The following is a 24,984-nucleotide window of genomic DNA, read 5'->3' as shown; positions in this document are numbered from 1 at the left end:
TTAAAACTTCGATCCTGGATCTCCGCTACGCTCCGTTCCAGGCTACAGACTACGCTCCGTTCCAGGCTATAATTATTATCGACGCCTTTTCTCATTACTTTAACGAATGATGGAAGGAACATCTGCTGGGGTTCTCACTTCGTAACGCTCCTCTTTTTCAGGCATAATCTCGGGTCGTTGATCGATCATAATTTCGACCCGACGGTTTTTAGCGCGATTTTCAGGCGTGTCATTCGGTGCTAAATTTTGGGTATCGCCATGACCACGAATTTCTAAACGTTCGGCATCCATGCCCGAACTTTCAATAAATTCTTTGACCACCGAATACGCGCGTGAAGCCGATAATTCCCAATTCGAACGGTATAATTGATTTTTGATCGGCACATTATCGGTGAATCCTGAAATCACAATTTTGCCTTCAATATTTTTCAATTGCTCACCCAATTCAGAAATTACCGGACGAAATTCATCGGTTAATTCCGCCGATCCCGATGGAAATGCTCCGGCATCTAATAAACGGATCACAATAATTCGGCCTTTTTGCTCGACTTGCACGCGTTTTGCTTTAATTTCATTGTTTAACAAAGTCTTAATAGCGCGCATATCTTTTTGAGTTTGTGGTGCTAATTCATTGGGAATTTGTGTAGTATACACTGGAATTCTCACCTCTTCTTTGGGAATGGCAGTGGGCAGTGGCGGATTTTTCGTATCCTCTTTCCCCGCAGGCGGTTGTTCATTGGTAGGTTCAAGGCTAATCGAAACCGGTGAACCAAAAGCTTCTTTCATAGAAATTCCAAGTAAACGAAACTTTTCTTTATCCACTTCAGATAAAGCAAATAACATCACAAAAAACCCCATTAATAATGACATTAAATCGGCAAAGGTGACAACCCAAGTAGCACTATTAATCGCAACAATTTTCATGCTGTCGGCTTTGCGTTTTTGTTTACGTTTTTCTTTTTTTTCTTTTTCACTATCATCAATGACCATGATAGTCCCTCATATTTTAGGCGGCCTTGTGAATGTCACTAGAACGTTTTGATCCCGGTAAATAGGTTTGCAAAATATCATTAATGATACGGGGATTTTGTCCGGCTTGAATACCAATCACTGCATCAATAATTAACGCTTGCATGGTGCGTTCTTCTCGTGAGCGCAGCTCGAGTTTTTCGGCAATTGGCGTAGCAATAATATTGGCGAGTATGGCGCCATATAAGGTGGTGAGCATGGCAATTGCCATCGCCGGTCCCAAAGAACCTGGATCACCCAAATTCGATAACATTTGTACTAAACCAATTAAAGTGCCAATCATACCCATGGCAGGCCCAACATCAGCAATCGCCCTAAATATTTGCAATCCTTGTTCGTGACGCGATACTGTCATTTCCATATCTTTAACTAGCATCGTTTCAACAATTTCTGGTTCTAAGCCATCCACTAAATGTTGTACGCCTTGTTTTAAAAAATTATTTTTAATATCGGCATTTTCTAACGCTAAAATACCATTTTTACGCGCAATTTCTGCCAACTGTAATACTTGACTAATCACTTGTTCAGGAGTTTCGCTACGATAAAATAATACTTTTAAGCCAATTTTAACTGCACCAAAAAATTGGTGTAAAGAAAAGCGCATTAATACCACACCAGCCGTGCCACCAAAGACAATTAACATGGAAGGTACATTAAACATGGCTTCAGCACTACCGCCGACAATAATTGCCATGATGACAACGCCGATGGCAAAGATAAACCCAATAAGTGTCGCCAGATCCATTAATATCACCTTGTTCCATTTTTTACATTTCTATAGGTAATATCGGTATTCAAAATAAAAACTTAATTGAATTTAGCGATTAATAATACTCAATAAACTCAATTGACTTAATTTCACAAAAATTTGTTGTGAAGCTTCTAGTTGAGTGGTAAGTTGTGAAAATAAAATACTACCTTCTATCGCATCATAGTCACCAAACTCACTTAAAGTAATAGAGTTTTGCAAACTAAAATCCCCTAAAATAGCAGTTTCTGAATCAACCACATTAATTCGCGTACCAATATCGGAAATGCCATCGACAATACGATTAAACCCTTGCGTTAACGATAATGAATTGGCATCAAACGCATTCATAAAACGCGCGTAATCGGCATCGTTACTGACGCCTTGGCGCAAAGCATTAATCATATTTTGCACGGAAGTAAAAATATTTTGCGTGGTGCTGGGTTCTACAGTGAAATTATCACCGACATCAGGTTCACCGCGAATGGCAATATTAATGCCATTAAAATTTATTGTGGCATTATCGGAATACGCTGGCGCATCATTGGGAATAACGAGTGGTAAAGCTGGAATTAATTGCCCACTGGTGGAACCGGTTACCGTATACGCTAATTCGCCGCTAGCATTATTTACAAAATTAATCGTGTAAGTTTCATTGACATAAGCACTGGCATTTACCACCTCACCACCCGCAATCGTGCCAGAGCCAGTATTCGCCGGATTACCACTTACTTGAAATGTGCCGTTGCCTGTTGGAATATTTTCAAATAAATCAAATCCCGGATCGTTGAGCGAAATCGTTGCGCTGATCCCCACATCTAAATATCGACGCCCTGTATCGCCTTGATAAACAAAATTATTAGTCGAATCTTTAATAAATGCCTGCGTATTGGCTGAATAACCGGAATAAATATATTCACCATTGGTATTACGCGTATTAGCGAGCGCTAATAATTCATTCAAGCGTTCTTCCATCTCAGTGGCAACCACATTGCGATTGGCTTGCGTATATGAAGGAACGGAAGCTTGAATTTTTAATTCTTGAATACGTTGAATAACGCTACTCATCGACGTTAAAGTTTGTTCGGAAAGCTGCAAATTATTTAAAGCAATTTTATTATTATTGGTCAGCGTTTCTAGTTGTTGACCAAACACTTCTAAATTTTTTAAACGCGAAGTTTCTACGGGTGCTTCATTAATATTTAAATATTTTTTTCCCGTCACTAATTTTGTTTGCACTTCTTGCAAACGCTGCTGACTTAATTGCAACGATTTTAATGAGGCACTGTCAAATTGTAAGGTGGATAATCTCATGGCGTTAATCCTAATAAAGTGCTAAACATAATGTCGGATACCGAAAATACTTTTGCCATGGCCTCAAATCCTCTTTGATAACGAATTAATTTCGCGGCCTCCTCGTCTTCATTGACTCCAGAAAGTGAATCTCGTTTATTTTGTGACGCTTCTAATAATACCGTGCTGGCTTCTAATTGAATTTTAGCGGCATTACCATCGGAAGCAACGGTGCCAATCGCTTGCACAAAGCCATTGGCAAAGGTACTGGTATTATTAAATAAAATTTTAGAACTTTTTAAATCGTCTAGTAATAATCCATTGCGATTATCACCAACACCATTCGTATTATAATTAACGGTAAAACGATCGCCTGCAACCGGTGTACCATTGATATCAACGCGATAACCATAATCTAAATTAGAGGGCGCAGGGGTTGGAAATACCGCATTGGCTTGTCCTGGGGTAAAAGGAATGCCTGCTTGTAATAATACTGGAGCACCCGGCACGGTATTATTGTAAACGCTATAAGTATTCGGTGGATTATCAAATTGAATTAAAATCGGTGGGGTTAACGCTTGTGCGGTGGTAGTAAATGATGCATTGGTGGTATCAACCACCACACCAGCAGAAATCGATCCGGTGCCTGAATTGCTAGTACTAGGAGTTGTGCGAATGGGTGCTGCTAGTGCAATATTGGCTGGATTAGTAATAGCAACCGTCATTTCATCAGCCGTATTTCGTGTGGGGGTAATTAAATAACGTTCGCTGGCTGGAATCGGTAAAGTACCGGCAGAAATGGAAATTTGAAATCCATCTGCGCTAATTGTGTGTGGAAAAGCCGCGACTATTCCCGTTGCCACACTGGTGTTATCAGAAATACGCGTTAACACATAATCGTTGGGCGCGGTAAAACTTAACCGATAATCCGAACCCGTGAGTTGTGAAACATCGGTAATTGCGACCGTCATCGTTTCATTTTGCGTATTATTTAAATTGGGTAACACACGATTTGCCATGGCAGTTGCACTATTTAAATCGTTATAAAAATTACCACCTAAATTGCCTTGTAAATCCATCCCTAATCGATGTTGGCTATTGGTTTGGGCAATAATGCCTGCGGCCACAACGCCAATTTGATTTAATGTATTTTTAACCGTACCATCGCGATAGCTTAATAATCCACCCATTTTTCCGGTGGTGATGGTATTGGTAATATTAGAAGTAATGGTGCCATCGGTAACAATAATATCTAATAATTCAGAATTTTCTGCGTTAGGTTGCGTAGAAAAGGAATAATATTTACTACCCACCACTAAAGGGCTGCCATTATTTAACGAAACATTGACGGCGCCATCGGGTTGCTCAGTCACATTCACTTGGGTAAATTTCGATAATTCTTTTAATAATCCTTCGCGTTGATCCAATAAATCGGGAGCGGCAGTACCACCGGCGCGGGTAATTTGTAAATTAATATCGGCCACGCGTTTTACTAAGGCACTGGCTTCGCTGGCAGCAGCACGCAAATTATCATTGGAATTTTGCACTTGGCGATTTAATTCATCACTAATACTTTGAAATTGCTGAACTAAACTATTTGCTTGGTTTAAAAAAACGCTTCTGGATGCAAGTACCGAAGGATTTTCTAACGCGGATTGTAATGAATTAGAAAGCTTTTCGTAGCCAATGGCAATATTGGTGGCGTCTAAACTAAAAAAATTACCTAACTCATTTAACGATTGGCTTTTCACTTGATTAAAATTAAAATTCGCCGTGCTTTGTTGCAATTCTTTGGTGACATAGGAATTCGTCACGCGAATAACATCACTCACCGAAACCCCTAATGGATTTCCTGCTGCTGATTGTTCTGTTAAGACAACATCACGGCGCGTATAATTTTCGTTATACATGTTAGCAATATTTTGCGAGGTGGTGGCCAACGCCGAACGATAAGCGAGTAATCCACTTAAACCAATTTCTGCGATACCTGCCATAATCTTAACCTCTTTTCTACGTGTTCACGTTTAACGTGTCACGGATTTAAATTCATCGCTTTCCATGATCGAAATAATTTTATTGGCATAATTCGGATCCGTTGCATATCCAGCTCTTTGTAATTCACGGGCAAATTGATGCGGATTACTCACGCTTTTTAAAGCTTGATCATAACGTGGATTATTTTGCAAAAACTGTGCGTAGTCCGCAAAACTTTCCCGAAATGAGCCATAGCTGCGAAATCCCGCCCGTTCTTTACGTGCAATCCCATTGCGATATTCTAAGGTGTTCACAAATACTTTTTCACTCTCCCAGCCACCATGCGCTTTAATTCCAAATAAATTATGCGATGAATTTCCATTCGCATGTTTAATCACTTTTTTGCCCCAGCCGGTTTCTAATGCCGCTTGGGCAATTAATACTTTAGGATCGACACCGAGTTTTTCCGCAATCGGTTTGGCTTCGTGCCATAAGTGTTGAACAAATTCCAATTTTGAATCAAAAGCACTGCTAGTAAGTTTTGCCGCTTTTGCCAATGATTCTGTTTGCCTATTTTCTCCTGCCTTAAACGGCATTGGCAATGCCGCTAAATCCCCTGGCTTATTCTTATTATCGGCAAGATTTGCAGATTCTTTAGAATTATTTGGCAAGGCATGGGGTAAAGGAAGATATTGATTTTGAGGCGCTTTTTCTGCAGTATCGGCTTTTAAGCCTTGTGCGCGTTTTAATTGTTGGCTAATCATTTCCGCAAGACCCAAACCCCGCTCAGAAAGACTTAAGGCCATTTGTTTATCGTATAATTCTTCATAAGTTTCCATTTCATTGGAATTAAATAAGCCTTTACCAAATACTGCATAGGTTTCACGCATATTTTTTAAAATCATTTGCAAAAACATACCTTCAAACTGCTTAGCAATTTCATCGATGGCTTCAGCTTTTGAAAATTTTGCTTCATTACGCAGATTATTTAACCCGTGTAAATCCGTATAAATTTTCGTTTGTGCGCTATAATCCATATTCTTTCACCACTAAATAATCACTAATTCTGCTTTTAACGCACCCACGGCTTTTAGCGCTTCTAAAATCGCGACTAAATCGCCAGGAGCGGCACCGACTTTATTGATGGCATGAACGATATCCCGTAGAGAAGTGCCAGGTTCAAAAATAAATGCACGATTTTGTTGTTGTACCACTTGCACTTCCGATTCGGGTGTTACTGCGGTTTCGCCACCTGAAAGAGGATTTGGTTGCGAGACATCTTGATTTTCCGTAATCGTCACAATTAAATTACCGTGAGAAACTGCAGCCGGCGTTACTCGCACATTTTGGCCAATCACAATGGTACCGGTGCGAGAATTAATCACAATTTTTGCCGCACTTTCTGCCGGTTCTAAGGTTAAATTTTCAATTTCCGCAATAAAGCCGACAAAGCGTTGATCAAGATTACCATTTTTTAATTGCGGTACGCGTATTTGCACGGAGGCTGCGTCTAAAGGAATAGCAATTTGTTTTTGTGCCATGATATTTATTACATCTGCCATGCGTTTAGCGGTGGTAAAATCAGGATGAAATAAATTATAAATAATATGACCTTGTTGCAAATAAGGTGACACAATATTACGTTCCACGGTTGCGCCATTGGGAATGGAAGCACTGCTTGGCGAATTTACCGTGATTTTCGATCCATCCGCGCCTTGTGCGCCAATTCCAGACACCACAACATTGCCTTGCGCGACGGCGTAAACTGTACCATCGGCACCTTTTAACGGCGTTAATAATAACGTACCCCCTTGCAGGCTCGTGGCATTGCCAATCGAAGAAATCGTAATATCAATCGTTTGACCATTTTTCACAAAAGGCGGTAATTTTGCAGTGACCGCAACGGCGGCAATATTGCGAATTTGTAAATTAGCATTGGGCGGTAAACGAATATCAAATTGTTTTAACATGCTTAAAAAACTTTGATTGGTAAACGGTGCCTGTGCGGTGCGATCGCCAGTATTATTTAATCCCACGACTAAGCCATAACCCACCAATTGGTTTTCACGCGCGCCTGCAAGAGTCGCAATATCTTTAATGCGCTCAGCCAATGCGGTGAGGCTAAAACTTATCATTAATACTAGAATTAAAATTTTTTGCATTTACCAATTCTCCTTACCAAGGGAATATGCCACCTAATGCGCCCATGAAAAAGCGTCCAAACCAACCGGCGACATTGGTTTCGGCGACTTGGCCTGTACCACTATAAGCAATGCGAGCATCGGCCACGCGCGTTGAATCCACAGAATTATTTTCATCAATATCTGCAGGACGCACGATGCCCGTTAAGCGAATAAATTCTTTGCCTTGATTAATTTGCACCCATTTTTCACCGCGGATCACTAAATTACCATTACCCAATACTTGGGCTACTGAAACTGTAATCGTTCCTTGCAAATTATTTTTTTGTTCACTTTCACCGGTACCTTCAAAGGAATTATCTTTTTGCATATTAAAACCTAAATTACCTCGACCATTATTAAATTTAGGTGACATGCCTAATAAGGTTGGATTGGAGACATCGATACTGGTTTTGTTTTCGGTGCTTGTCGTCGCTTCTTTTTTACCCGTGGTATTTTCCACTAAACGCACCGTTAAAATATCACCGACGCGCCGTGCTCTATCGTCAGCAAATAAAGTGACAGCGGTAGCATCTTGATAAATCGATCCCGTGCGATTGGCACTTGCTTGTGCGACATGGGGATACACGGGCGAGAACCGAACATCGTTCGGTTCTGGTCCGCGACAACCACTTAAGATAATCACTGAAGTTAATATGACGAATTTAATTTTATGTTTAAACATAATATTCATCCTTATGAGGCTATCGTTCTGGTGGTGTAATCTATAATATCCTTCGCAGCTTCAATACCTTTACCCGTCACTTCAAACGCCCGTTGCGCTTGCAGCAGTAATACTAGTTCTTCGACAATATTTACGTTCGAGGCTTCCAACATCCCTTGACGAACGTTGCCCGCTCCTTCGGTTCCTGGCGTTTGTGTTTGCGGATCGCCGCTTGCTGCTGTGGCTAAATATAAATTATTCCCAATGGGTTCTAAGCCTCCTTCATTCATGAAGGTAGCAACTTCTATGGTTCCCACATTCGTAGGAATCGTGGCATTTCCCACGCGGGCGCTCACAGAGCCATCGGTGCCAATTAAAATTGAAGTGGTATTAGCAGGGATGGTAATGGAAGGTTCCATGGGTAAACCATCTGCGGTAACGATAACGCCTTCGGCATTGATGGTAAAATTCCCAGAGCGACTATACGCAATCGAACCATCTGCTTGACGAATTTGAAAAAAACCTTGGCCATCTAAGGCGATATCGGTTGCACCACCCGTTTGAATCATGGAGCCTTGTTCAAAATTCTTAGTAATGGAATCAATGCGTGCGCCGCGTCCCATCATAATGCCTGTGGGATTAATATCATTTTGATTTTCTTGACCACCTGGCGCGCGGATCGCTTGATAAGTTAAATCCACAGAACTGGCGCGACCGCGTTTAAATCCAGTAGTATTAACGTTCGCAAGATTATGAGAAATATTTTCCAGAATACGCCGTTGCGTATCCAAGCCGGTTTTAGATGTCCATAATGACGCTTCCATGCGTTACCCCTTACTGAATTTGGATCATGCGCACGGAATCTTGCGCTTGTTCATCAATCGTTTTTAACATGGCCAAGTTTTGTTGCAGTTGTTGTTGGATGCTGATCATTTTCACTAAACCATCCACCGCGTTGGCATTACTGCCCTCTAATGCACCAGTAATCAATTGCACATTCGCATCGGCATTCACGCCTCCTGCTGTAGAATAAATTAAGCCATCATCGCCTTTATATAAGGTATTAGCGGGTGGATTCACCAAACGGATCCTGTCCACTGCGGCGATATTTTCTGGCGGTTGGCCTTGCGGTTGAATGGAAACGGTACCATCAGCACCAATTAAAATTTTATCGTGCGGGGGTAATGCAATGGGACCTGAGTTGCCCATGACCGCATAACCGGCACTCGTCATTAACACGCCATTGACATCGGCATGTAAATCTCCAACTCGCGTGAGGGCTTCCTGCCCCATTTTATTTTGAATTCCAATCCAGCCTTTTTGCTTGATAGCAATATCCAATGGATTACCCGTGGTGATCAGAGGACCAGTATCGGTATTCAAATGGGTACCACTGATATACGCATTCACTCGTCCAGGTAGCGCTTGACCTTCAATCGGTTGACTCGCAAGACTCATTAATTCTTCGCGAAAACCGGTCGTGCTCACATTCGCCAAATTATTATTATTAATTCGTAATGCATTCCATAAATGTGAGGCACTATTGGCAGAAATGTAAACGGCACGATCCATCTAATTAACTCCTAATTAAATTTGTAAAATGGTTTGGGTAATTTCATCGGCGGTTGTTACCACTCGCGCATTTGATTGGAAATAACGTTGCGTGGTTACCAAGGACACGAGTTCTTGAGTTAAATCGACATTGGATTCTTCTAACGAACCCGATTGAAATGCCCCAATACTGTTAGAAACTTGCACTACGGGTGGACCTGAAGCATTGGTTTCTTTATACGACATGTTTCCCGATTTTTGTAAGCCGGATACTGCCGGAAATTCCGCTAAGGCAAGTTGAGCAATGTTTTGTAATTGGCCGTTAGAATAGCGCGCGGAAACAATGCCATCATCATCGATATTGATACTGGTGATTTCACCGGCGGGGAAACCATTGGTGACAATTCGACGAGTTTGATTATCGCTACCGAATTGGGTGGCTTCTTGATAGGACGTGGCAATGCTCATAACTGCCGCGCCATTAGTGGGGGTAAAACCAATCGTGGCAGGAATGGTGGTCGCTGCATAAGTTCCTGCGTTATTAAAGGTTACTGTTCCAATTAAATTCGCCGGCGGTCCTGCTGTGATACTGCTATCAATTCCATCCATTAATGCGTAAACATTCCATTGATTATTGGTAGCAGGGGTATTTTTGCGATAATAGGTTTCTAAAGTGTGAGAAATCCCTAAACTGTCGTAAACAATCGTGTCATTCCTAAAGTCAAAGGTCGTGGGGTCGTTCGGATCAAAAGGATCAGCCGCCGCTGTTGGTGTTGTATTGGCATCTAAATTAACTTCATAACTGGCGGTAGTAGTCGCTGTAGCGCCTAAAGGGGTCGTTGGAATAATCGCATCGCTTAAAGTCGCCGAAGTGACTCCAGTGGTAGTGTCAATGGCAAACGCTTGTAAACGTTCATTATTGGCATTCACAATCAAACCATCTTTATTCACTTGCATTCTTCCCGCACGCGTATAAGAGGTTTCACCATTCACTGAACTGCGCATCACTAAAAAACTTTCATCGGCGGTAATCGCCAAATCCAATTGGCGTGACGTTAATGAAAACCCGCCCTGACTGAAGTCGGTGCCAATATTTTGCACCTGCACCCCATTCACTAATTGGCGACCCGAACGGCCTTGCGCAAAACTATCGGCTAAATCCACATAAGATTGTTTAAATCCATACGTGCTGGCGTTGGCAATGTTATTGCCGGTATATTCCAATTGCGTGGTTGCAGCTCGTAGTCCTGAAATTGCTGTTGTATTAATCGACATCCTTAATCTCCTTAAGTCCTTATCGCTACTTCCTTATATGACTCTCACAACATCGCTAAAGCTGACGGAGCCTACGGGTAAATTAATAATCGCACCCGCAGCACCATTTAATTCCACACCTTCAACGGGGAACGTGGCATTGGTGGTATAGGCTTTTTGTCCTGTAGCACTCATCCCTTCAGCTTTTATAAAATAATTACCATCTTGTGCTTTCATACCGTTATCCGTAATTCCATCCCATTTGAAATCCACTAATCCGCTATTGCGATTACCAAGATATAATTTTTTCACTACACTACCCGCACTATCGGTAATAGATACGGTTAAATCCGTGACGGGTTCCGTTAAATTTACCGAACCTGCTAAACCATCTTTGGCATTGAGTGATCCAAAAGTACTTGATACTTGAATGGATTTTCCAATCAATGAAGAAACTTGTAACGCTTGGCTTGAAAGAATATTGCTGCTTAAACTGCTCATGGTATCGTTTAATTTATTAATACCTTCAAGGCTACTAAATTGCGCCATTTGCGCGATAAAATCGGCACCACCTTCAGGGTTGAGCGGATCTTGGCTTTGCAGTTGAGTGGTGAGAATTTTAAAAAATTCTTCTTGCCCCAAGTCTTTATTCTTATTTTTATTTTCTTGGGGCAATGCCAAACTGGCTAAAAAATTACTTCCTTGCACGCTTGTTGTATCCATAATTACCCTCGTTTTTTATTTCCCTGTTTAGTGTTCAATTTTCCCTAATTCTCTAAAACTGATAATGCGCGTTGCGTCATATTCCGTAACGTCACAAACATTTCTAAATTCATCCGATAATCTTTTGAGGCCGATAGCATATTTGCCGTTTCATCAAACGTATTAACATTCGATAAATACACATAACCTTTTTCATTGGCATTGACATTGGTGGGATCGTATTTTTGATCGATCGGCGCATCACTTTTTACAATTTGCGTGACCCCTACTCCTTGCGCAGCTTGACGCAAAGGATCGAATGCTGACATTTCATTGGACATCACCGTAGAAAATACGGGGTTAAGCGCACGGTAAGCTCCTTCTTCAGTCCGTGAAGAAACATTTGCATTGGCAAAATTACTGGCCGTAGTATTGAGTCTGACTGTTTGTGCGCTCATTCCCGAAGACGCTATGCGCATGGCAATTTCCAAGCTCATAAAATTTATTCTCCTTTAATTGCCGTTAAAATTCCGGCAACTCGATTACGCAAAAAATTTAAACTCGCTTGATAACGCAAGGCATTATCGGCAAATGCGCCTTGCTCTAAATCATTATCTACTGTGTTTCCATCTAATGCTGGAAAATGAGGAATGCGATATTTTAATTGCATCATGCCAATTTCACTTTCATTGCCAAGATGATCAGAACGATTCGTTGCCAGGCTAATGGGTTTTTCTGCATTATTAGGAGTCATTCCCGTGGTTTGCTGTAGGGTTTGATAAAAATTAAAATCTTTCGCTTTATAATTAGGCGTGGAAGCATTCGCCATATTAGCCGATAAAATGGCGGTGCGTTTTTCGCGGAGTAGTAGCGCTTGTCCGTGCACTCCTAAAATTGTATCGCCATTCATGAGTATCTCCTTATCGACAGAACTCTAAAAAACTTTAATAAAAATCTGTCTTATGAAAAAAGTATAGGATGCATTTCACACTTCGCCATTTTTTTATAAAAAAAAATTAAGGTTTTCTTAACTCGTGCCGATAAATAAAGTGATTACCCTTAAAACACTGTTAGTCCTAGCTTTTAGGACATTTTTACGGCAAATCCTACCTTAGCAATAAGGTAAGATTTGCCGATTTAATTATTTTTTTAGTTTTTTCTTGCCAAATCCTTTCTATCATTTATACCTAAAGGTAATCTTTTGCGTTTTAAACCGTTATCAACGTTAATGCATGAGACATCAAAGGAATGAAAAACCTATAATGAGGGTATGTCAATGAGTCAATTACCAGCAAATTTAATTGCCAACGTATCAAATATTACAGCAAAATCGGAATCGGTTAATTTCAAAACTAATTCTACTACTGATAAAAATAAAGAAGCCTTTTCTCAAGTAATGAATCAAGAAGAAAAAAAAATAAAACAAGATAAAACAGTAAAAAATACTGAAGAAGCCAAAGAAAAAAATTCTAATCATCCTGAAAAAAATACTACTAATGAAACAGCGCAACAAAATAATGCTACTCAAGAAAAATCTAAAACGGATACCAGTCAAAAACAGGATGAAACCCAACAAACGACTGAAACAATTACCCAAGAAACCGCATCCACTGTAGACGGCCAACCTCTCACTGCCAATATCGCTTATCAAACCATCGAAGATTTAAATGCAGTAGCTTATTCTGATCTTAATAGCACGAATACTCCAACGACAACTCCCACTAATGCGAATGTCAATGGTGATCCAATTATCGATCCTATGATTGAAAATGCTCAAAATCCCAATACCATTAATAATAATCAACCTATTCAAACCGCTGTTAATTCAGCTCAAACTGTAGAGAACTCTCCACAGGTAGCGTCAGAAAAAATAATTCATCAACCCACTGCTGCCGCTGTTACACTTGCCAATAATTCGCAGCAAGTCATTAATCCAGCACTCAGCAATGAAGAGAATCTTAATCAAGACATCGATGCGGTTATAGATTCTAGCAGTGAAAATACCTCAGAAAATGAATTTATGCTCACTCAGCATTTTGTTAAAGCGAAAGCAAATTTAGACACCAACACGCCAAATACTCAAGCAAAATTTAATGCGCATTTTGCTCAACTCTTCACGCAACAAGCCACCCAATTTGATCAAGATAATCTTTTTTTAAATTTGCATCAGCTAGGCAATGTTATGGGTAAAGAAATGATTCAAACCATGCCCAATCAAGTTTATAGCAACCTGCCTACGCAAACTGTTCCTATGATTAATCATACTACGCCATTTGGTCAGGCGGATTGGAATAATGGTTTTGGTGATAAAATTGTCATGATGCTTAAAAATAATTTGCATAGTGCCGAAATTAAAATTTATCCTCCCGATTTAGGCACTATTCACGCGAAAATTAAAATGGATGGCACACAAGCGGATTTAAGTTTTACCACTCAACATTCAGCGGTTAAAGATGCCTTAGAAAATAGCTTGCCGCGATTACGTGAATTGTTAGCACAGTCTGGGCTGAGTTTAGGGGATGTTTCTGTTGCCACTCAACAACGTCAACAACAGCACTCCGATCAAGGAAATTTTCAATCTTCATCCACTGATGCGATGGTGACTGCTGAAACTGAGGAAGAAATTTCTACGAGCAGTGCAAAACACACTATCGTCATGAATGGCTTAGTGGATTATTACGCGTAATCACTTGTTTTTAATTATTTTGAGCTATACTTAGATTTAAGAACAACACATTATGGGGTAACGACCATGGCTGAAAATCGCGATTACTTACCAGAGTTATTATTACAAATGGAAATTGCTCATCCAGACTATGAAGATGTTTGGTTTGAGGGTTATGACCAAGGACAACGCGGTATTAGTGAAGCCTCAAATCCTTATAAAAAACAATCACGTGAATATCATTATTGGCAAGAAGGCTGGTGGGCCGGCTTTTTCAATGAACCTTCGGTATTTGCAGCCCCTGTCGAAGAAACCATTCAAAGTGGTGTGGTAGGTGATGTGAAAGTACGATGCGCTAATGATAATGAAATGCAACCAACGTATCGCCTTAATGCTGGTAAAACACTGTTTACTTGCTTATGTGCCGTGTTTGTGACGGTGGCGGCTTATACTCTATACGACATGGCGGCTTAGCGTCTGTATAAAATTCTCGAACACACCCTTACTAAAAAATTATCCCGCGCCCCTCTTCGCGGGATAATGCTTTTAAAGATAATCTCCTTGATTTTCCTTGAGATCAAAAATTAGCTTCTGTTAAACTTTGAATTTTCCCATGCTAAATAGTAAGTTAAGATGAAATATTTAATATTGCTGCTTACCTGCATACCTCTGTTACTCCCCGCCAAATCCATCCATTGGCAAATGCTTGCGCCACAAATGGAATACAGCGAAATGCATTTTCCACTGAATCAGGGCGACACCGTCATTCATGCCTTTCGTTTTGATTTATCCCACTATCATCTGCAACTGGTCTTTGCGCGCGATCAACAGCAAATGAGTGCCTCAGTCAAATCACTGGCGTTACAAACGCGTGCTTGGTTAGCGATTAATGGCGGTTTTTTTTCACCAGAATTAAAGCCACTCGGTTTACGCGTGACTCAAGGCAAACTTCTTAATTCCCTCAAAGATACCAGTTGGTGGGGAATTTTTGCGATTACTCGCCATCATCGAGCCATGATTGTTGCTAAAAAAGATTTTCGTTTGTCACCTGATATTCAATTTGCGCTGCAAGCGGGACCTCGTTTATTAATCAATGGCGCCATACCTTCCTTAAAAGACGGTTATAAAGAACGTTCTGCCATCGGCATTACTGGGGATAATCGTATTATTATTTTGGTGAGTGATGGTACACCGCTTAGCACCACCCAATTAGCAGAAATTATGCAAGATAAAACAGGATTGAATTGTCGCGACGCTTTAAATTTAGACGGCGGCAGTTCATCACAACTCTATGCCACGATAAAGCATTTTACCCTGGATATTCCAAGCTTTCGCGAAGTGAGTGATGCGATTATTGTTCTACCCAATTAAGAAATTTCGTTACTCACTTTACGGCGTATCAGCTGGGCGCGCGTGCTCAAGGTCAACGAGCTACGCTAAGCCATAGCGAATTGCCAATCAGTTCTACGCTAAAAAGCGTGAACTGCCTAACCAACGATGATTGGGATAATACGCAAAAACAATCGAACCCCCTTGAATGGTTTCAATTAAAGGGCGTGCGACTTTTTCACTCACCGCAGGACATCCCCAACTGCGCCCTAACCGGCCATGTCGGGCGGCAAATTGTTGACTGACATAATTTGCACCGTGAATAACGATATCGCGATTATAGGCGCGGTCGTTCACACCAGGTTCTAAACCTTGTAAACGTAAGGAAATACCATCATGGCCGTAATACACTTGCCCTGTAGCAAATACGCCAATCGATGATTGTAAACTCGAGGGAATATTGGAAAAACGGTAGGGTTTATCAAAGCCACTATTACGTCCGTGAGCCACTAAGGTGTGAAATTCTAAACGGCGTTGCGGAATATTAAATACCCACATCCGTTTCATGTGTGAAGCTAATTCATAATCGATGACGGTGAGAATATCGCGACGCACTAAGCCTTGTTGTTTCGCACGATAATAAGCCGTGAGTGCTAACGATAATACGCGCTTATTTAAGCTGGGTGCTTGATGTGAAAGTTGGTTGAATAACGGAGAAATTGCTTGCGGAGTTGCGTGCCAATTGGCAAAGGCAGTCCAAGAAAAGCTTAATAACACGATTGCCATTAAGAAACGTTTTACCATCTTTTTTCCCCTTCCCTTAATTAAAATTTAATAGAGCCAATACAGCTTTAGCATTTAATACTCTTCACCTTTGAATTTTAAATTGGATTGCTGAATTAACACTGCGACGTGATAAATATTCTTTCGCATGTTTAGCTCAGCGCCTCGCTTCAAACTCAAACGCTTTAAGTACATTTGCAAACAAAAGAGGTCTAAAGTGGTATGGATTGATTGTAACGGATTTTTGGAAAAAATAAAGTATTAAATACATCATGACAGCACTACAAATAAATCTACAAAGTGTGAAAAAATAACCGCTAAGTTTTCTGAGGTCAAGTATTTTTTTAATTTGTCGCACAGATGTCATGATAATTATTCGCATTAGCGCCACACTTGTGGATGATCATGGCGATAACATGATGAGGTAATTTTTCCTTGTGAATTAATCGTAAAATGAATTTCACCACAATTCGCCGTATTTAAAAGCTCAGCACCTAATGCGTGATAACGTCTTACCACTGTAGCATCTGGAAAATGAAATCGATTTAAATATCCTGTAGCAAACACCACAAAATGAGGTTGAATGGCTTGAATAAATGGGTTTGACGAAGACGTTTTACTGCCATGATGAGGTGCGACTAAAATCGTACTTGGCAATTGTTGAAGATCGCTTTTGAGTAATTCATTTTCCGCCAAATGTTCAATATCTCCCGTTAATAAAATCGTTGCCCTATGGTTGGTAATTGATAAAACACAAGAACTATTATTATCTAAACCATAAAAATTTTTACTAGGATATAGCACCGTAAAATCGACACCATCCCATCGCCAATGCTGTCCGGCATGACACAATTTAGGATGAAAAATAATTAATTTTTCGGGTGCGCTTGTTAATAAATTTGTCGTAGGAAATTGCATTAAAATACTAGCTGCTCCGCCAATATGATCATTATCGCCATGACTAATGACCATGGCATCAATTTTTTTAATTCCCTGATTTAATAAAAAGGGGATAACTATATTTTTACCACTATCGAGTTCGCTATTAAATTTTGGGCCAGCATCGTAAATTAACACATGATGTGCCGTTTGCACCACACTCGCTAAACCTTGCCCAACGTCTAAGATACTAAAACTAATTGCGGCAAATGTCATGCGAGGAACAGGCCAATTTAAACAAGTAAGAATGATAATTAAACTGGCGAATTTTCCCGGAAAAGCTCGAGGCAATAAGACAATAAAAATACTTAACATTACGATTATTAATAAATACAAATTTGTTAATGAAAATTTCCAAACGGCATACGGTAATTGACTTAAATACACTAAATAATGCCAAACGATAATTAATAATTTATCGGCAATCGAAAATAGCAGGTGTGCTACGGTTGATGACCATAATAAACAGCAAGTAGCGAGTAAACATAAAGGGACGACAATACCTCCCACTAGCGGCACACTCACACTATTTGCCAAGGGGCTTATTAACGAAACTTGCTGAAAAAAATATAAAGAGATCGGAAAAACTCCCAGCAATAAAACCCCTTGCATCTGCACCCACTGCCAATGAGAATTTTTTCGACCCCAAAAGGCAAAACATAATATCGCAACGGTTAAAAACGATAAATAAAATCCCGTGGTATATAATGCCAACGGATTATAGGCGACAATCAAGAACGCACCTAAGGTAAAAATGTCGATAAATTTAGTATTTCTCCGCAAAATTTTAATCATTAAAAATAATAACAACATTAAAAAAGCGCGCTGCGTAGGAATAGCAAAATCACTCATCAAAACGTAAAAAAACACTGCCATTAAACTAATTATTCCAGCGATTTCTTGTCGTGGATGCCAAAGATAGAGCGTGGCAAAACCACGGCTGATTAAACTAATTAAGAAAAAAAACACACCGGCCACTAGTCCAATATGCAAACCCGCAATCACCATTAAGTGCACCGTTCCGGTTTTTTGCAAAATGTCCCATTGCGATGCTGAAATTGCCGATTGATCGCCAAGCATTAATGCTTTCATCATATTGGCATGCGTGAAACCGGCTAATGAAGTATTGAGTTTTTTATTAAAATACGATCGTAAACTTGCATGCTGGATTGATAATAATTGACCGTGTGTCACATAACCCAGGGCGTGAATATTATGAGCAAATAACCATTTTTCATAATCAAAACCACCGGCATTAAGATAACTATGATTACGTTTTAATTTTACCTGCAACTTCCAGGTTTGCCCCATTTCTAATAAAGGATGTGGCTCATACCACGTTAAATGTAACTGCGTGTGAAGAGTTTGTGAATTCATCTCACGGGTAGTAAAAATAAAACTGCAAAAATGAGATTGTTGTTTGACAGGTTCACTGATGGTGCCACTGATGGTGATAACCTGCTGTTGCCAGTTTGAGGGTAATTGCCAGTGCAAATGCCATGACACGTTGATCAGTAACCATAAAGCCCCACTAGAAAAGCTCAGCAATATCCTCCAGTAATGGCGTTTAATCCTCAAAAAACTAACACACGTTAAAATAAATAAGGGCGCTAACCCATCTAAAGAAAGGACAACCGTGACTTGGGTGGCTAAAATAGCTCCGCCAAGAAATGCAATTAAGTAGCAACGCATGTTAACTTACCTGAAGTTCTGTGATAAATTTCTCTGCGTCCCGTGGAAATTGTACGGGAATTTTTAAAGGATCGAAAGCGTGAAAAAGTGGTTTAAAAAAATATCTCCCAATGCCGATAGCTTGCGTGAGCATAAACATTTGCGATTTTTAGGACGTTTACTGCACGATCCGTTGTTATGGCATTTTAATCGGCGCGGGGTTGCATGGGCGTTTACGGTTGGATTATTTTGCATGTATTTGCCCGTCCCCTTTCAAATGATTTGGGCAGCACTACTGGCGATTGTGATCCGTGCCAATGTTCCCATTTCAGTCGTTTTAGTCTGGGTAACCAATCCTATCACCATGCCACCGATGTTATATTTTGCTTATAAAGTGGGCGCTTTTTTACTGGGTTTACCCCCTAGTCCCGTGCAACTGGAATTTTCCTTGGAATGGTTAATGAACCAATTGGCCTATATTTGGGAACCGTTATTGCTGGGCAGTGTAATTTGTGGATTAGTGTGCGGCATCGTTGGGCAAATTATTATTCGCGTGCTGTGGCGCTGCGTTGTGGCGCGCGCCTGGAAAAAACGTCAAGCGGTTCGTAATACGTCGTTACCTTAATTGCCCATCTTCCATGGTGAAACAACGCGGCATTTGTTTAGCGATGCGTTCGTCGTGAGTCACGATAACCACACTGGTATTAAAATTTTCATTAAGCTGCTGAAAGGTTTCATAGACTTGCAAGGCGGTGCGTGTATCTAAATTGCCCGTGGGTTCATCGGCTAAAATACACAAAGGCTCTGTCACCAACGCCCGGGCAATGGCGACACGCTGCTTTTCTCCACCCGAAAGTTCTGCCGGACGATGTTGAAGACGATGGCTTAGTCCCACTTTATTTAATACATCCTGCGCTTTTTCAATCATGTCAGCTTTCGCTTGCTGACGCATTAATAATGGCATGCACACATTTTCTAGCGCACTAAATTCGGGTAATAAATGATGAAATTGATAAACAAATCCGAGATAACGATTACGCAATAAACTGCGTTTACTTTCAGATAAGTGTGAAAATGAAATGCCATTTAATTGCACTTCGCCCGCACTCGGTTGATCGAGCCCACCTAATAAATGCAATAATGTGCTTTTACCACTGCCTGAACTGCCTAAAATCGCGATGCGATCTTTAGCGTGAATGGTTAAATTTACTCCTTTCAACACCGTCACATTTAATTGACCGTCTTGAAATGTTTTTTGTAAATCATGACACGCTAATACTGGATTATTCATAACGTAAGGCCTCTGCGGGTTGAGTCCGTGCGGCGCGCCACGCGGGATAAATCGTCGCTAATAAACTTAAGCTTAATGAAATCGTGCAAATTTTTATAACGTCACTGATTTCAATTTTTGACGGTAAATAATTAACAAAATAAATATTAGAAGCAAAGAGTTGCACGTTAAATAAATGCTGCAGACCATTGACAATCATGGTGACATTATCGGCTAATAATAATCCTCCGATTAACCCCAATACCGTACCAATAATACCAATGGTGACGCCTTGAATAATAAAAATAGTTAAAATCCGCGTGGGTGTTGCGCCTAGCGTTCTTAAGATAGCAATATCTGCCCGCTTTTCATTAACTACCATCACTAAAGTTGCGACTAAATTAAATGCGGCAACAGCAATAATTAATAATAAAATAATAAACATCATGGTTTTTTCTAAGCGAATCGCTTCAAAAAAATTACCGTAATCTTGTGTCCAATCGTGAATGACGTAGCGATCGGGCAATTGTTGCGTGAGTTTGGCGGCAATGCTGGGCGCGAGATATAAATCAGTTAGCTTTAAACGCAGCCCTGTGACTTGCTGAGGGATTTGATAGAGTGCTTGTGCGTCGTGAAGATTAATAAATGCAAGTTGGCTATCGAAAGGAAAACCATTTCCGACTTGAAATAGCCCTACCACGGTAAAGCGCTTATAACGCGGAATTAATGCTGCTGGGGTTAATGTCGCTTGCGGGATCATTAAAATAACTTTATCACCTACACTCACGCCTAAATTTTGCGCTAATTTAATTCCTAAGATCATATCAAATTGACCGGCTTTTAAATCACTTAATTGGCCTTTAATCATTTTTTTAGTGATCCCAGAAACGCCACTTTCCAATGTCGGATCAATCCCCACCACGGCTGCGGCATGCACCCCACCAATATCACTGGTTAAAACACCCTGCCCGTCGATCATCGGCGCACTCGCCACAATCTCTTTATTGCTGTGGAGATTTTTGCTGAGTGTCTGCCAGTCTTGCAACGCGCCACTGACATCAGTAATGGTGATTTGCCGCGCGACGTCAAATAAACGCGAGCGAATTTGTTCATCAAAGCCATTCATCACCGATAACACCGTGATAAGCACCGTTACGCCCAAAGCAATGCCGGCAATCGACATGATGGCAATAAAAGAAATAAAGTGATTACGCCGTTTGGCACGCAAATAACGTAACGCAATAAATAAACTTAAAGGGCGATACATGGATTATCCTTGATAAGGTAATAGCTGCATAGAATACGGGCTTTGGCAGAGATTTTCAATCCAACTGACGTCCATTTAAGAATTATAGTAGATAGCATATTAATACATTATCGCCAGGTGGAGTTATGACAAATTCCTTCATCAATAAAACCAAAAAATTGATATTTTAAACCTCTAATCATCCGTTAAGAGAAATTATTTTATTATCCGTCTTGATACAACCAACAGCTTACTTTACTGCCGTTTTGTTGAATAGTCGGAGGATAAGATTCTCGGCAAGTGGGTAAGGCATGTTTGCAGCGGGGATGAAAATAACAGCCTGGCGGGGGATTAATGGGGGATGGCAGTTCGCCGGATAATTTAATTCTGGGTTGAGTTGGAGTAGAAATACTCGGCACTGCTTGTAATAAGGCTTGGGTATAAGGATGTTGGGGATGATTTAAAATTTTTTCAGCATGACCATATTCCACAATTCGACCTAAATACATCACGGCAATTTCATCGGCTAAATACGCCACTACCGAAATATTATGCGTAATGAATAAATAACTTAAGCCAAATTCTTGTTGCAACGATTTTAATAAATTTAAAATTTGCGCTTGCACAGACACATCCAAGGCACTGGTGGGTTCATCGCAGACTATTACCGAGGGCTTGACTGCTAGCGCGCGGGCAATGCAAATTCGTTGACGTTGACCACCGGAAAATTCATGAGGATAACGGTATTTAGCTTCAGGATTTAATCCCACTTGTTGCAACAAGTCATCGACGCGCGCATCGATTTTTTTGGGATCGGATTCCAGCTTCAAGGCTTTCAGACCTTCACTGATAATATCGCCAACCATCATCCGCGGATCCATTGATGAAACAGGATCTTGAAAAATAATTTGCAATTCTTTGCGCATAGCAAAACGATCACCACGAGATAATTCATTGAGATTTTTACCATTTAAGCAAATGATGCCACCATTCGGTGTTAGTAACTGCACAATACTTTTACCAATGGTGGTTTTTCCACAACCCGATTCTCCAACCAATGCCAAGGTTTTTCCCCGTGCTAAGGCTAAATGAATACCATCAACTGCTTTAACTGCATTCACTTGACGTTTGAATAAGCCACGATAAATCGGAAAATGAATGGTGAGATTACTGACTTGTAAAACATTATCATTGGCATGGACAGTTTGGGTTGACGTAGTCTCGAGAGTTTGCGGTAAAACGCCTGCACTCACGCTATTTTCCTCGGCCTGCACAGCAAGAGAAAAATGAATTTGTTGGTTAGCATATAAATGACAAGCTACCCGTTGATCGTGAAATACCTGTAATTCAGGCATGATGTGGTGACACTGATCCATCACTGCTTGACAGCGATTGGCAAAGCGACAACCCAGATAATGCGTTTTTAATGCTGGGACTTGCCCTTTAATAATCTCAAGTGCTTGTGAACGTTTGGTTAAATCGGGAAGTGCATTAAATAATTTTTGACTGTAGGGATGTAAGGGTTGTTTAAAAAATAATTCGCTGGTGGCTTCTTCAATAATTTTTCCTGCATACATCACCGCAACACGTTGCGCCATTTCTCGCACGACGCCCAAATCATGAGTAATTAATAAAATAGCCATGCCCGTGTCGCGTTGAAGTTGTTTTAATAAATCTAAAATCTGCGCTTGAATCGTCACATCTAAGGCGGTGGTTGGCTCGTCTGCAATTAAGATTCGCGGTTTTGCAGCCAACGCAATGGCAATCATGATGCGTTGTTTCATTCCACCGGATAATTGATGTGGATATTCTTTTAAGCGTTGCCTGGCAGCAGGAATTCCTACCCAATCGAGCAATTCAAGCAGGCGTTGCTGTTGTTGACGTCGTGATAGATCGTTTTGTTTTTTTAATATTTCACTCAGTTGTTCACCTACCGTTAAAACGGGATTTAACGATGTCATCGGTTCTTGAAAAATCATGGCAATTTCATTACCACGAATGTGTCGCATCCCCACTTCGGATAAATTGAGTAAATTGTGTTGCTGCAAATAGATTTCACTACGGCTACTGATTTCTGCCGTTAAGGGTAAGAGTTGTAAAATTGATAACGCCGTTAACGATTTTCCACAACCCGATTCGCCTAATAGTGCCAAGGTTTCACCTGGGTGCAAATTAAAATCAATGCCATCTATCGCTCGCACAAAACCTTGACGAGTATTAAATCCCGTGATTAAATTTTTAATCGTTAATAATGGTGGTGTCGTCATAAAAATAAATCCTATTGTTGACGAATTCTGGGATCAAACGCATCGCGAATGGCATCGGAAAATAAATTGGCTGCTAAAACTAAGATAAACATAAAAATAAAAGCCGCCAACAGTGGCCACCACACGACCGGCTCGCGCGCTAATTGCAAACGAGCGGCGTTAATCATATTGCCCCAACTGTGCGTGGTAGGATCAACGCCAACCCCGACATAGGAAAGTACGGCTTCTGCTAAGACTAATCCACTAAAATCTAAGACTACCGAAATAATAATAATATGAAGGACATTCGGTAAAATATGGCGAATTAAAATATTAAAATTGCTCAGACCTAATACTTTGGCCGCAGCTGTATAATCCATTTCACGTAATTTTAAGGCTTCTCCACGCAGTAATCGGCACAGCCCTGTCCAACTGGTGATCCCTAAAATAACGCAGAGTGCTAATAAACGCACATCCGCGCGCTCGGCAATTGATGGAAATAAATTAGGATGATTGGCCATAAAGATTTGTAAGGATAAAATCGCCGCAGCGATTAATAATACACCTGGAATAGAATTTAAGGTGGTATAGACGTATTGAATGATGTCATCAATATAGCCGCCAAAATAACCAGCCATCATGCCTAATATTACCGCAAAGGGTAACATCACTAAGGTCGTCAGTGTACCAATAATTAAACCTGTACGAATGCTTTTTAACGTTTGATAAAAAACATCTTGCCCAATTTGATCGGTACCTAGAATATGAAATATCCGCGATAATTCATAGCTTACTCCCATGATGATAAATAAACATAAATACGTAAAAAATAAAACGCGCCAGGCATAAGGTGTTTGCCCGCTAATAAACTTTTTCAGAATAGTTGTATAGGAGTGATGAGTTTTAAATTTAGTGAATAAAATAAATAACACTAAAAGTGTGAAGCTAAAAACAACTCCCTGAGTTATGCCAATCCCTATTCGTTGATAAAATTCCGTGTTAAGTTCGTTAAGTTTGGGTGTAAGATAATTTAGCGAAGGATAGTATTGAATAAATTCTCCTGCGGAATTTAGTTTGCTTTCTTTAACATATAATGTGGTGGCAAAAGGTGCTGAATAAGTTTTTTCATATTCAGTATCCAAAGGCGATAATAAGCTGTCTAATAGCGAGCGCATTTGCGTGGTCTGCTGTTGCTGATGAGTTTGCTGTGCATTAACAACATGTGGGTAAAAATGAATGGAATCTAATAAGCCAATAAAAATATAAACACTCAGCACTGCCAAGGCAAACATGCCTAAACGATTACGTAAAAATTGACGCCATGGCGCACGCAGGTGCTCATGGCGGCGTGCAATCATGGCAAAAACCACAATGCTAATTAACAGCACATAAATTAATGCATCTGTCCACAGTAACACAAATTGATAAGCCATCATCCTC

The 24,984-nt window shown here is 40.4% G+C and carries 23 protein-coding genes; 4 read left to right on the top strand and 19 right to left on the bottom strand.

Annotated features, from left to right (window positions below; translation table 11 throughout):
• Positions 1 to 99 precede the first annotated feature (99 nt).
• From KIT27_03440 to flgB, 13 genes are all read right to left on the bottom strand, one after another.
• A complete protein-coding gene (locus KIT27_03440; GenBank protein ID MCW5588696.1) occupies positions 100 to 990 on the bottom strand; it encodes an OmpA family protein in 891 nt (296 codons plus the stop codon).
• 16 nt (positions 991 to 1,006) lie between these two features.
• Positions 1,007 to 1,774: a flagellar motor protein PomA gene (gene pomA, locus KIT27_03435; GenBank protein MCW5588695.1), complete on the bottom strand. Its 768-nt coding sequence runs from the start codon at positions 1,772 to 1,774 to the stop codon at positions 1,007 to 1,009.
• A 72-nt stretch (positions 1,775 to 1,846) separates the two neighbouring features.
• Positions 1,847 to 3,091 carry a flagellar hook-associated protein FlgL gene (gene flgL / locus KIT27_03430; protein ID MCW5588694.1) on the bottom strand — a complete coding sequence of 415 codons (1,245 nt, stop codon included), beginning with the start codon at positions 3,089 to 3,091 and terminating at the stop codon, positions 1,847 to 1,849.
• Positions 3,088 to 5,064, bottom strand: a complete 1,977-nt coding sequence (flgK, locus tag KIT27_03425; protein MCW5588693.1) for a flagellar hook-associated protein FlgK — start codon at positions 5,062 to 5,064, stop codon at positions 3,088 to 3,090. The genes flgL and flgK overlap by 4 nt, the downstream gene beginning before the upstream one ends.
• 30 nt (positions 5,065 to 5,094) lie before the next feature.
• Positions 5,095 to 6,081, bottom strand: a complete 987-nt coding sequence (flgJ, locus tag KIT27_03420; GenBank protein MCW5588692.1) for a flagellar assembly peptidoglycan hydrolase FlgJ — start codon at positions 6,079 to 6,081, stop codon at positions 5,095 to 5,097.
• A gap of 12 nt (positions 6,082 to 6,093) precedes the next feature.
• Positions 6,094 to 7,206, bottom strand: a complete 1,113-nt coding sequence (locus KIT27_03415) for a flagellar basal body P-ring protein FlgI (protein MCW5588691.1) — start codon at positions 7,204 to 7,206, stop codon at positions 6,094 to 6,096.
• 13 nt (positions 7,207 to 7,219) lie between these two features.
• Complete coding sequence (gene flgH, locus KIT27_03410) at positions 7,220 to 7,909, bottom strand: flagellar basal body L-ring protein FlgH (protein MCW5588690.1); 690 nt, start codon at positions 7,907 to 7,909, stop codon at positions 7,220 to 7,222.
• 11 nt (positions 7,910 to 7,920) lie between these two features.
• Positions 7,921 to 8,712, bottom strand: a complete 792-nt coding sequence (gene flgG / locus KIT27_03405) for a flagellar basal-body rod protein FlgG (GenBank protein ID MCW5588689.1) — start codon at positions 8,710 to 8,712, stop codon at positions 7,921 to 7,923.
• Between the two features lie 10 nt (positions 8,713 to 8,722).
• Positions 8,723 to 9,460 carry a flagellar basal body rod protein FlgF gene (locus KIT27_03400; GenBank protein MCW5588688.1) on the bottom strand — a complete coding sequence of 246 codons (738 nt, stop codon included), beginning with the start codon at positions 9,458 to 9,460 and terminating at the stop codon, positions 8,723 to 8,725.
• Positions 9,461 to 9,475: 15 nt separating this feature from the next.
• Positions 9,476 to 10,714 (bottom strand): flagellar hook protein FlgE, encoded by a 1,239-nt coding sequence (locus tag KIT27_03395; GenBank protein ID MCW5588687.1) that lies wholly within the window; start codon positions 10,712 to 10,714, stop codon positions 9,476 to 9,478.
• A gap of 33 nt (positions 10,715 to 10,747) precedes the next feature.
• Entirely contained in the window at positions 10,748 to 11,416 is a 669-nt protein-coding gene (locus KIT27_03390; protein ID MCW5588686.1) for a hypothetical protein, read from the bottom strand.
• 44 nt (positions 11,417 to 11,460) lie between these two features.
• Positions 11,461 to 11,892 carry a flagellar basal body rod protein FlgC gene (gene flgC / locus KIT27_03385; GenBank protein MCW5588685.1) on the bottom strand — a complete coding sequence of 144 codons (432 nt, stop codon included), beginning with the start codon at positions 11,890 to 11,892 and terminating at the stop codon, positions 11,461 to 11,463.
• Between the two features lie 5 nt (positions 11,893 to 11,897).
• Positions 11,898 to 12,305 carry a flagellar basal body rod protein FlgB gene (gene flgB, locus KIT27_03380; protein MCW5588684.1) on the bottom strand — a complete coding sequence of 136 codons (408 nt, stop codon included), beginning with the start codon at positions 12,303 to 12,305 and terminating at the stop codon, positions 11,898 to 11,900.
• 366 nt (positions 12,306 to 12,671) lie between these two features.
• Here flgB and KIT27_03375 point away from each other — a divergent pair, with 366 nt between their 5' ends.
• The 3 genes from KIT27_03375 to KIT27_03365 all read left to right on the top strand — a co-directional run bounded on the left by KIT27_03375 (position 12,672) and on the right by KIT27_03365 (position 15,431).
• Positions 12,672 to 14,081, top strand: a complete 1,410-nt coding sequence (locus tag KIT27_03375) for a flagellar hook-length control protein FliK (GenBank protein ID MCW5588683.1) — start codon at positions 12,672 to 12,674, stop codon at positions 14,079 to 14,081.
• Between the two features lie 66 nt (positions 14,082 to 14,147).
• Entirely contained in the window at positions 14,148 to 14,534 is a 387-nt protein-coding gene (locus KIT27_03370; GenBank protein MCW5588682.1) for a hypothetical protein, read from the top strand.
• Between the two features lie 159 nt (positions 14,535 to 14,693).
• Entirely contained in the window at positions 14,694 to 15,431 is a 738-nt protein-coding gene (locus KIT27_03365) for a phosphodiester glycosidase family protein (GenBank protein ID MCW5588681.1), read from the top strand.
• A gap of 93 nt (positions 15,432 to 15,524) precedes the next feature.
• On the opposite strand, the gene KIT27_03360 is transcribed toward KIT27_03365, so the two are convergent.
• Complete coding sequence (locus KIT27_03360) at positions 15,525 to 16,193, bottom strand: murein L,D-transpeptidase catalytic domain family protein (GenBank protein ID MCW5588680.1); 669 nt, start codon at positions 16,191 to 16,193, stop codon at positions 15,525 to 15,527.
• Between the two features lie 360 nt (positions 16,194 to 16,553).
• The gene (locus tag KIT27_03355; protein ID MCW5588679.1) at positions 16,554 to 18,803 is read right to left on the bottom strand and encodes a DNA internalization-related competence protein ComEC/Rec2; all 2,250 of its coding nucleotides are present in this window, start codon (positions 18,801 to 18,803) and stop codon (positions 16,554 to 16,556) included.
• Between the two features lie 79 nt (positions 18,804 to 18,882).
• Between KIT27_03355 and KIT27_03350 the strand changes: the two genes are divergently transcribed.
• Positions 18,883 to 19,407 carry a DUF2062 domain-containing protein gene (locus tag KIT27_03350; protein ID MCW5588678.1) on the top strand — a complete coding sequence of 175 codons (525 nt, stop codon included), beginning with the start codon at positions 18,883 to 18,885 and terminating at the stop codon, positions 19,405 to 19,407.
• On the opposite strand, the gene lolD is transcribed toward KIT27_03350, so the two are convergent.
• From lolD to KIT27_03330, 4 genes are all read right to left on the bottom strand, one after another.
• Positions 19,399 to 20,073 carry a lipoprotein-releasing ABC transporter ATP-binding protein LolD gene (gene lolD / locus KIT27_03345; protein ID MCW5588677.1) on the bottom strand — a complete coding sequence of 225 codons (675 nt, stop codon included), beginning with the start codon at positions 20,071 to 20,073 and terminating at the stop codon, positions 19,399 to 19,401. The genes KIT27_03350 and lolD overlap by 9 nt on opposite strands.
• Positions 20,066 to 21,319, bottom strand: coding sequence for a lipoprotein-releasing ABC transporter permease subunit (locus KIT27_03340; protein ID MCW5588676.1), 1,254 nt, complete (start codon positions 21,317 to 21,319; stop codon positions 20,066 to 20,068). Before KIT27_03340 ends, lolD begins: the two co-directional genes overlap by 8 nt.
• Positions 21,320 to 21,522: 203 nt before the next feature.
• Positions 21,523 to 23,565 carry an ABC transporter ATP-binding protein gene (locus KIT27_03335; protein ID MCW5588675.1) on the bottom strand — a complete coding sequence of 681 codons (2,043 nt, stop codon included), beginning with the start codon at positions 23,563 to 23,565 and terminating at the stop codon, positions 21,523 to 21,525.
• An 11-nt stretch (positions 23,566 to 23,576) separates the two neighbouring features.
• The gene (locus KIT27_03330; GenBank protein ID MCW5588674.1) at positions 23,577 to 24,977 is read right to left on the bottom strand and encodes an ABC transporter permease; all 1,401 of its coding nucleotides are present in this window, start codon (positions 24,975 to 24,977) and stop codon (positions 23,577 to 23,579) included.
• Positions 24,978 to 24,984 lie beyond the last annotated feature (7 nt).

The organism is Legionellales bacterium (genome assembly GCA_026125385.1).
GTDB lineage: Bacteria > Pseudomonadota > Gammaproteobacteria > JAHCLG01 > JAHCLG01 > JAHCLG01.
The sequence above is the reverse complement of the archived record's forward strand: the minus strand, read 5'-3'. Positions and strand labels throughout refer to the sequence as shown.

Bases quoted from the DNA above. Each gene is read 5' to 3' on its own strand.
- KIT27_03440 (MCW5588696.1), bottom strand. From the start codon at position 990: ATGGTCATTGATGATAGTGAAAAAGAAAAAAAAGAAAAACGTAAACAA.
- pomA (MCW5588695.1), bottom strand. From the start codon at position 1,774: ATGGATCTGGCGACACTTATTGGGTTTATCTTTGCCATCGGCGTTGTC.
- flgL (MCW5588694.1), bottom strand. From the start codon at position 3,091: ATGAGATTATCCACCTTACAATTTGACAGTGCCTCATTAAAATCGTTG.
- flgK (MCW5588693.1), bottom strand. From the start codon at position 5,064: ATGGCAGGTATCGCAGAAATTGGTTTAAGTGGATTACTCGCTTATCGT.
- flgJ (MCW5588692.1), bottom strand. From the start codon at position 6,081: ATGGATTATAGCGCACAAACGAAAATTTATACGGATTTACACGGGTTA.
- KIT27_03415 (MCW5588691.1), bottom strand. From the start codon at position 7,206: ATGCAAAAAATTTTAATTCTAGTATTAATGATAAGTTTTAGCCTCACC.
- flgH (MCW5588690.1), bottom strand. From the start codon at position 7,909: ATGTTTAAACATAAAATTAAATTCGTCATATTAACTTCAGTGATTATC.
- flgG (MCW5588689.1), bottom strand. From the start codon at position 8,712: ATGGAAGCGTCATTATGGACATCTAAAACCGGCTTGGATACGCAACGG.
- KIT27_03400 (MCW5588688.1), bottom strand. From the start codon at position 9,460: ATGGATCGTGCCGTTTACATTTCTGCCAATAGTGCCTCACATTTATGG.
- KIT27_03395 (MCW5588687.1), bottom strand. From the start codon at position 10,714: ATGTCGATTAATACAACAGCAATTTCAGGACTACGAGCTGCAACCACG.
- KIT27_03390 (MCW5588686.1), bottom strand. From the start codon at position 11,416: ATGGATACAACAAGCGTGCAAGGAAGTAATTTTTTAGCCAGTTTGGCA.
- flgC (MCW5588685.1), bottom strand. From the start codon at position 11,892: ATGAGCTTGGAAATTGCCATGCGCATAGCGTCTTCGGGAATGAGCGCA.
- flgB (MCW5588684.1), bottom strand. From the start codon at position 12,305: ATGAATGGCGATACAATTTTAGGAGTGCACGGACAAGCGCTACTACTC.
- KIT27_03375 (MCW5588683.1), top strand. From the start codon at position 12,672: ATGAGTCAATTACCAGCAAATTTAATTGCCAACGTATCAAATATTACA.
- KIT27_03370 (MCW5588682.1), top strand. From the start codon at position 14,148: ATGGCTGAAAATCGCGATTACTTACCAGAGTTATTATTACAAATGGAA.
- KIT27_03365 (MCW5588681.1), top strand. From the start codon at position 14,694: ATGAAATATTTAATATTGCTGCTTACCTGCATACCTCTGTTACTCCCC.
- KIT27_03360 (MCW5588680.1), bottom strand. From the start codon at position 16,193: ATGGTAAAACGTTTCTTAATGGCAATCGTGTTATTAAGCTTTTCTTGG.
- KIT27_03355 (MCW5588679.1), bottom strand. From the start codon at position 18,803: ATGCGTTGCTACTTAATTGCATTTCTTGGCGGAGCTATTTTAGCCACC.
- lolD (MCW5588677.1), bottom strand. From the start codon at position 20,073: ATGAATAATCCAGTATTAGCGTGTCATGATTTACAAAAAACATTTCAA.
- KIT27_03340 (MCW5588676.1), bottom strand. From the start codon at position 21,319: ATGTATCGCCCTTTAAGTTTATTTATTGCGTTACGTTATTTGCGTGCC.
- KIT27_03335 (MCW5588675.1), bottom strand. From the start codon at position 23,565: ATGACGACACCACCATTATTAACGATTAAAAATTTAATCACGGGATTT.
- KIT27_03330 (MCW5588674.1), bottom strand. From the start codon at position 24,977: ATGGCTTATCAATTTGTGTTACTGTGGACAGATGCATTAATTTATGTG.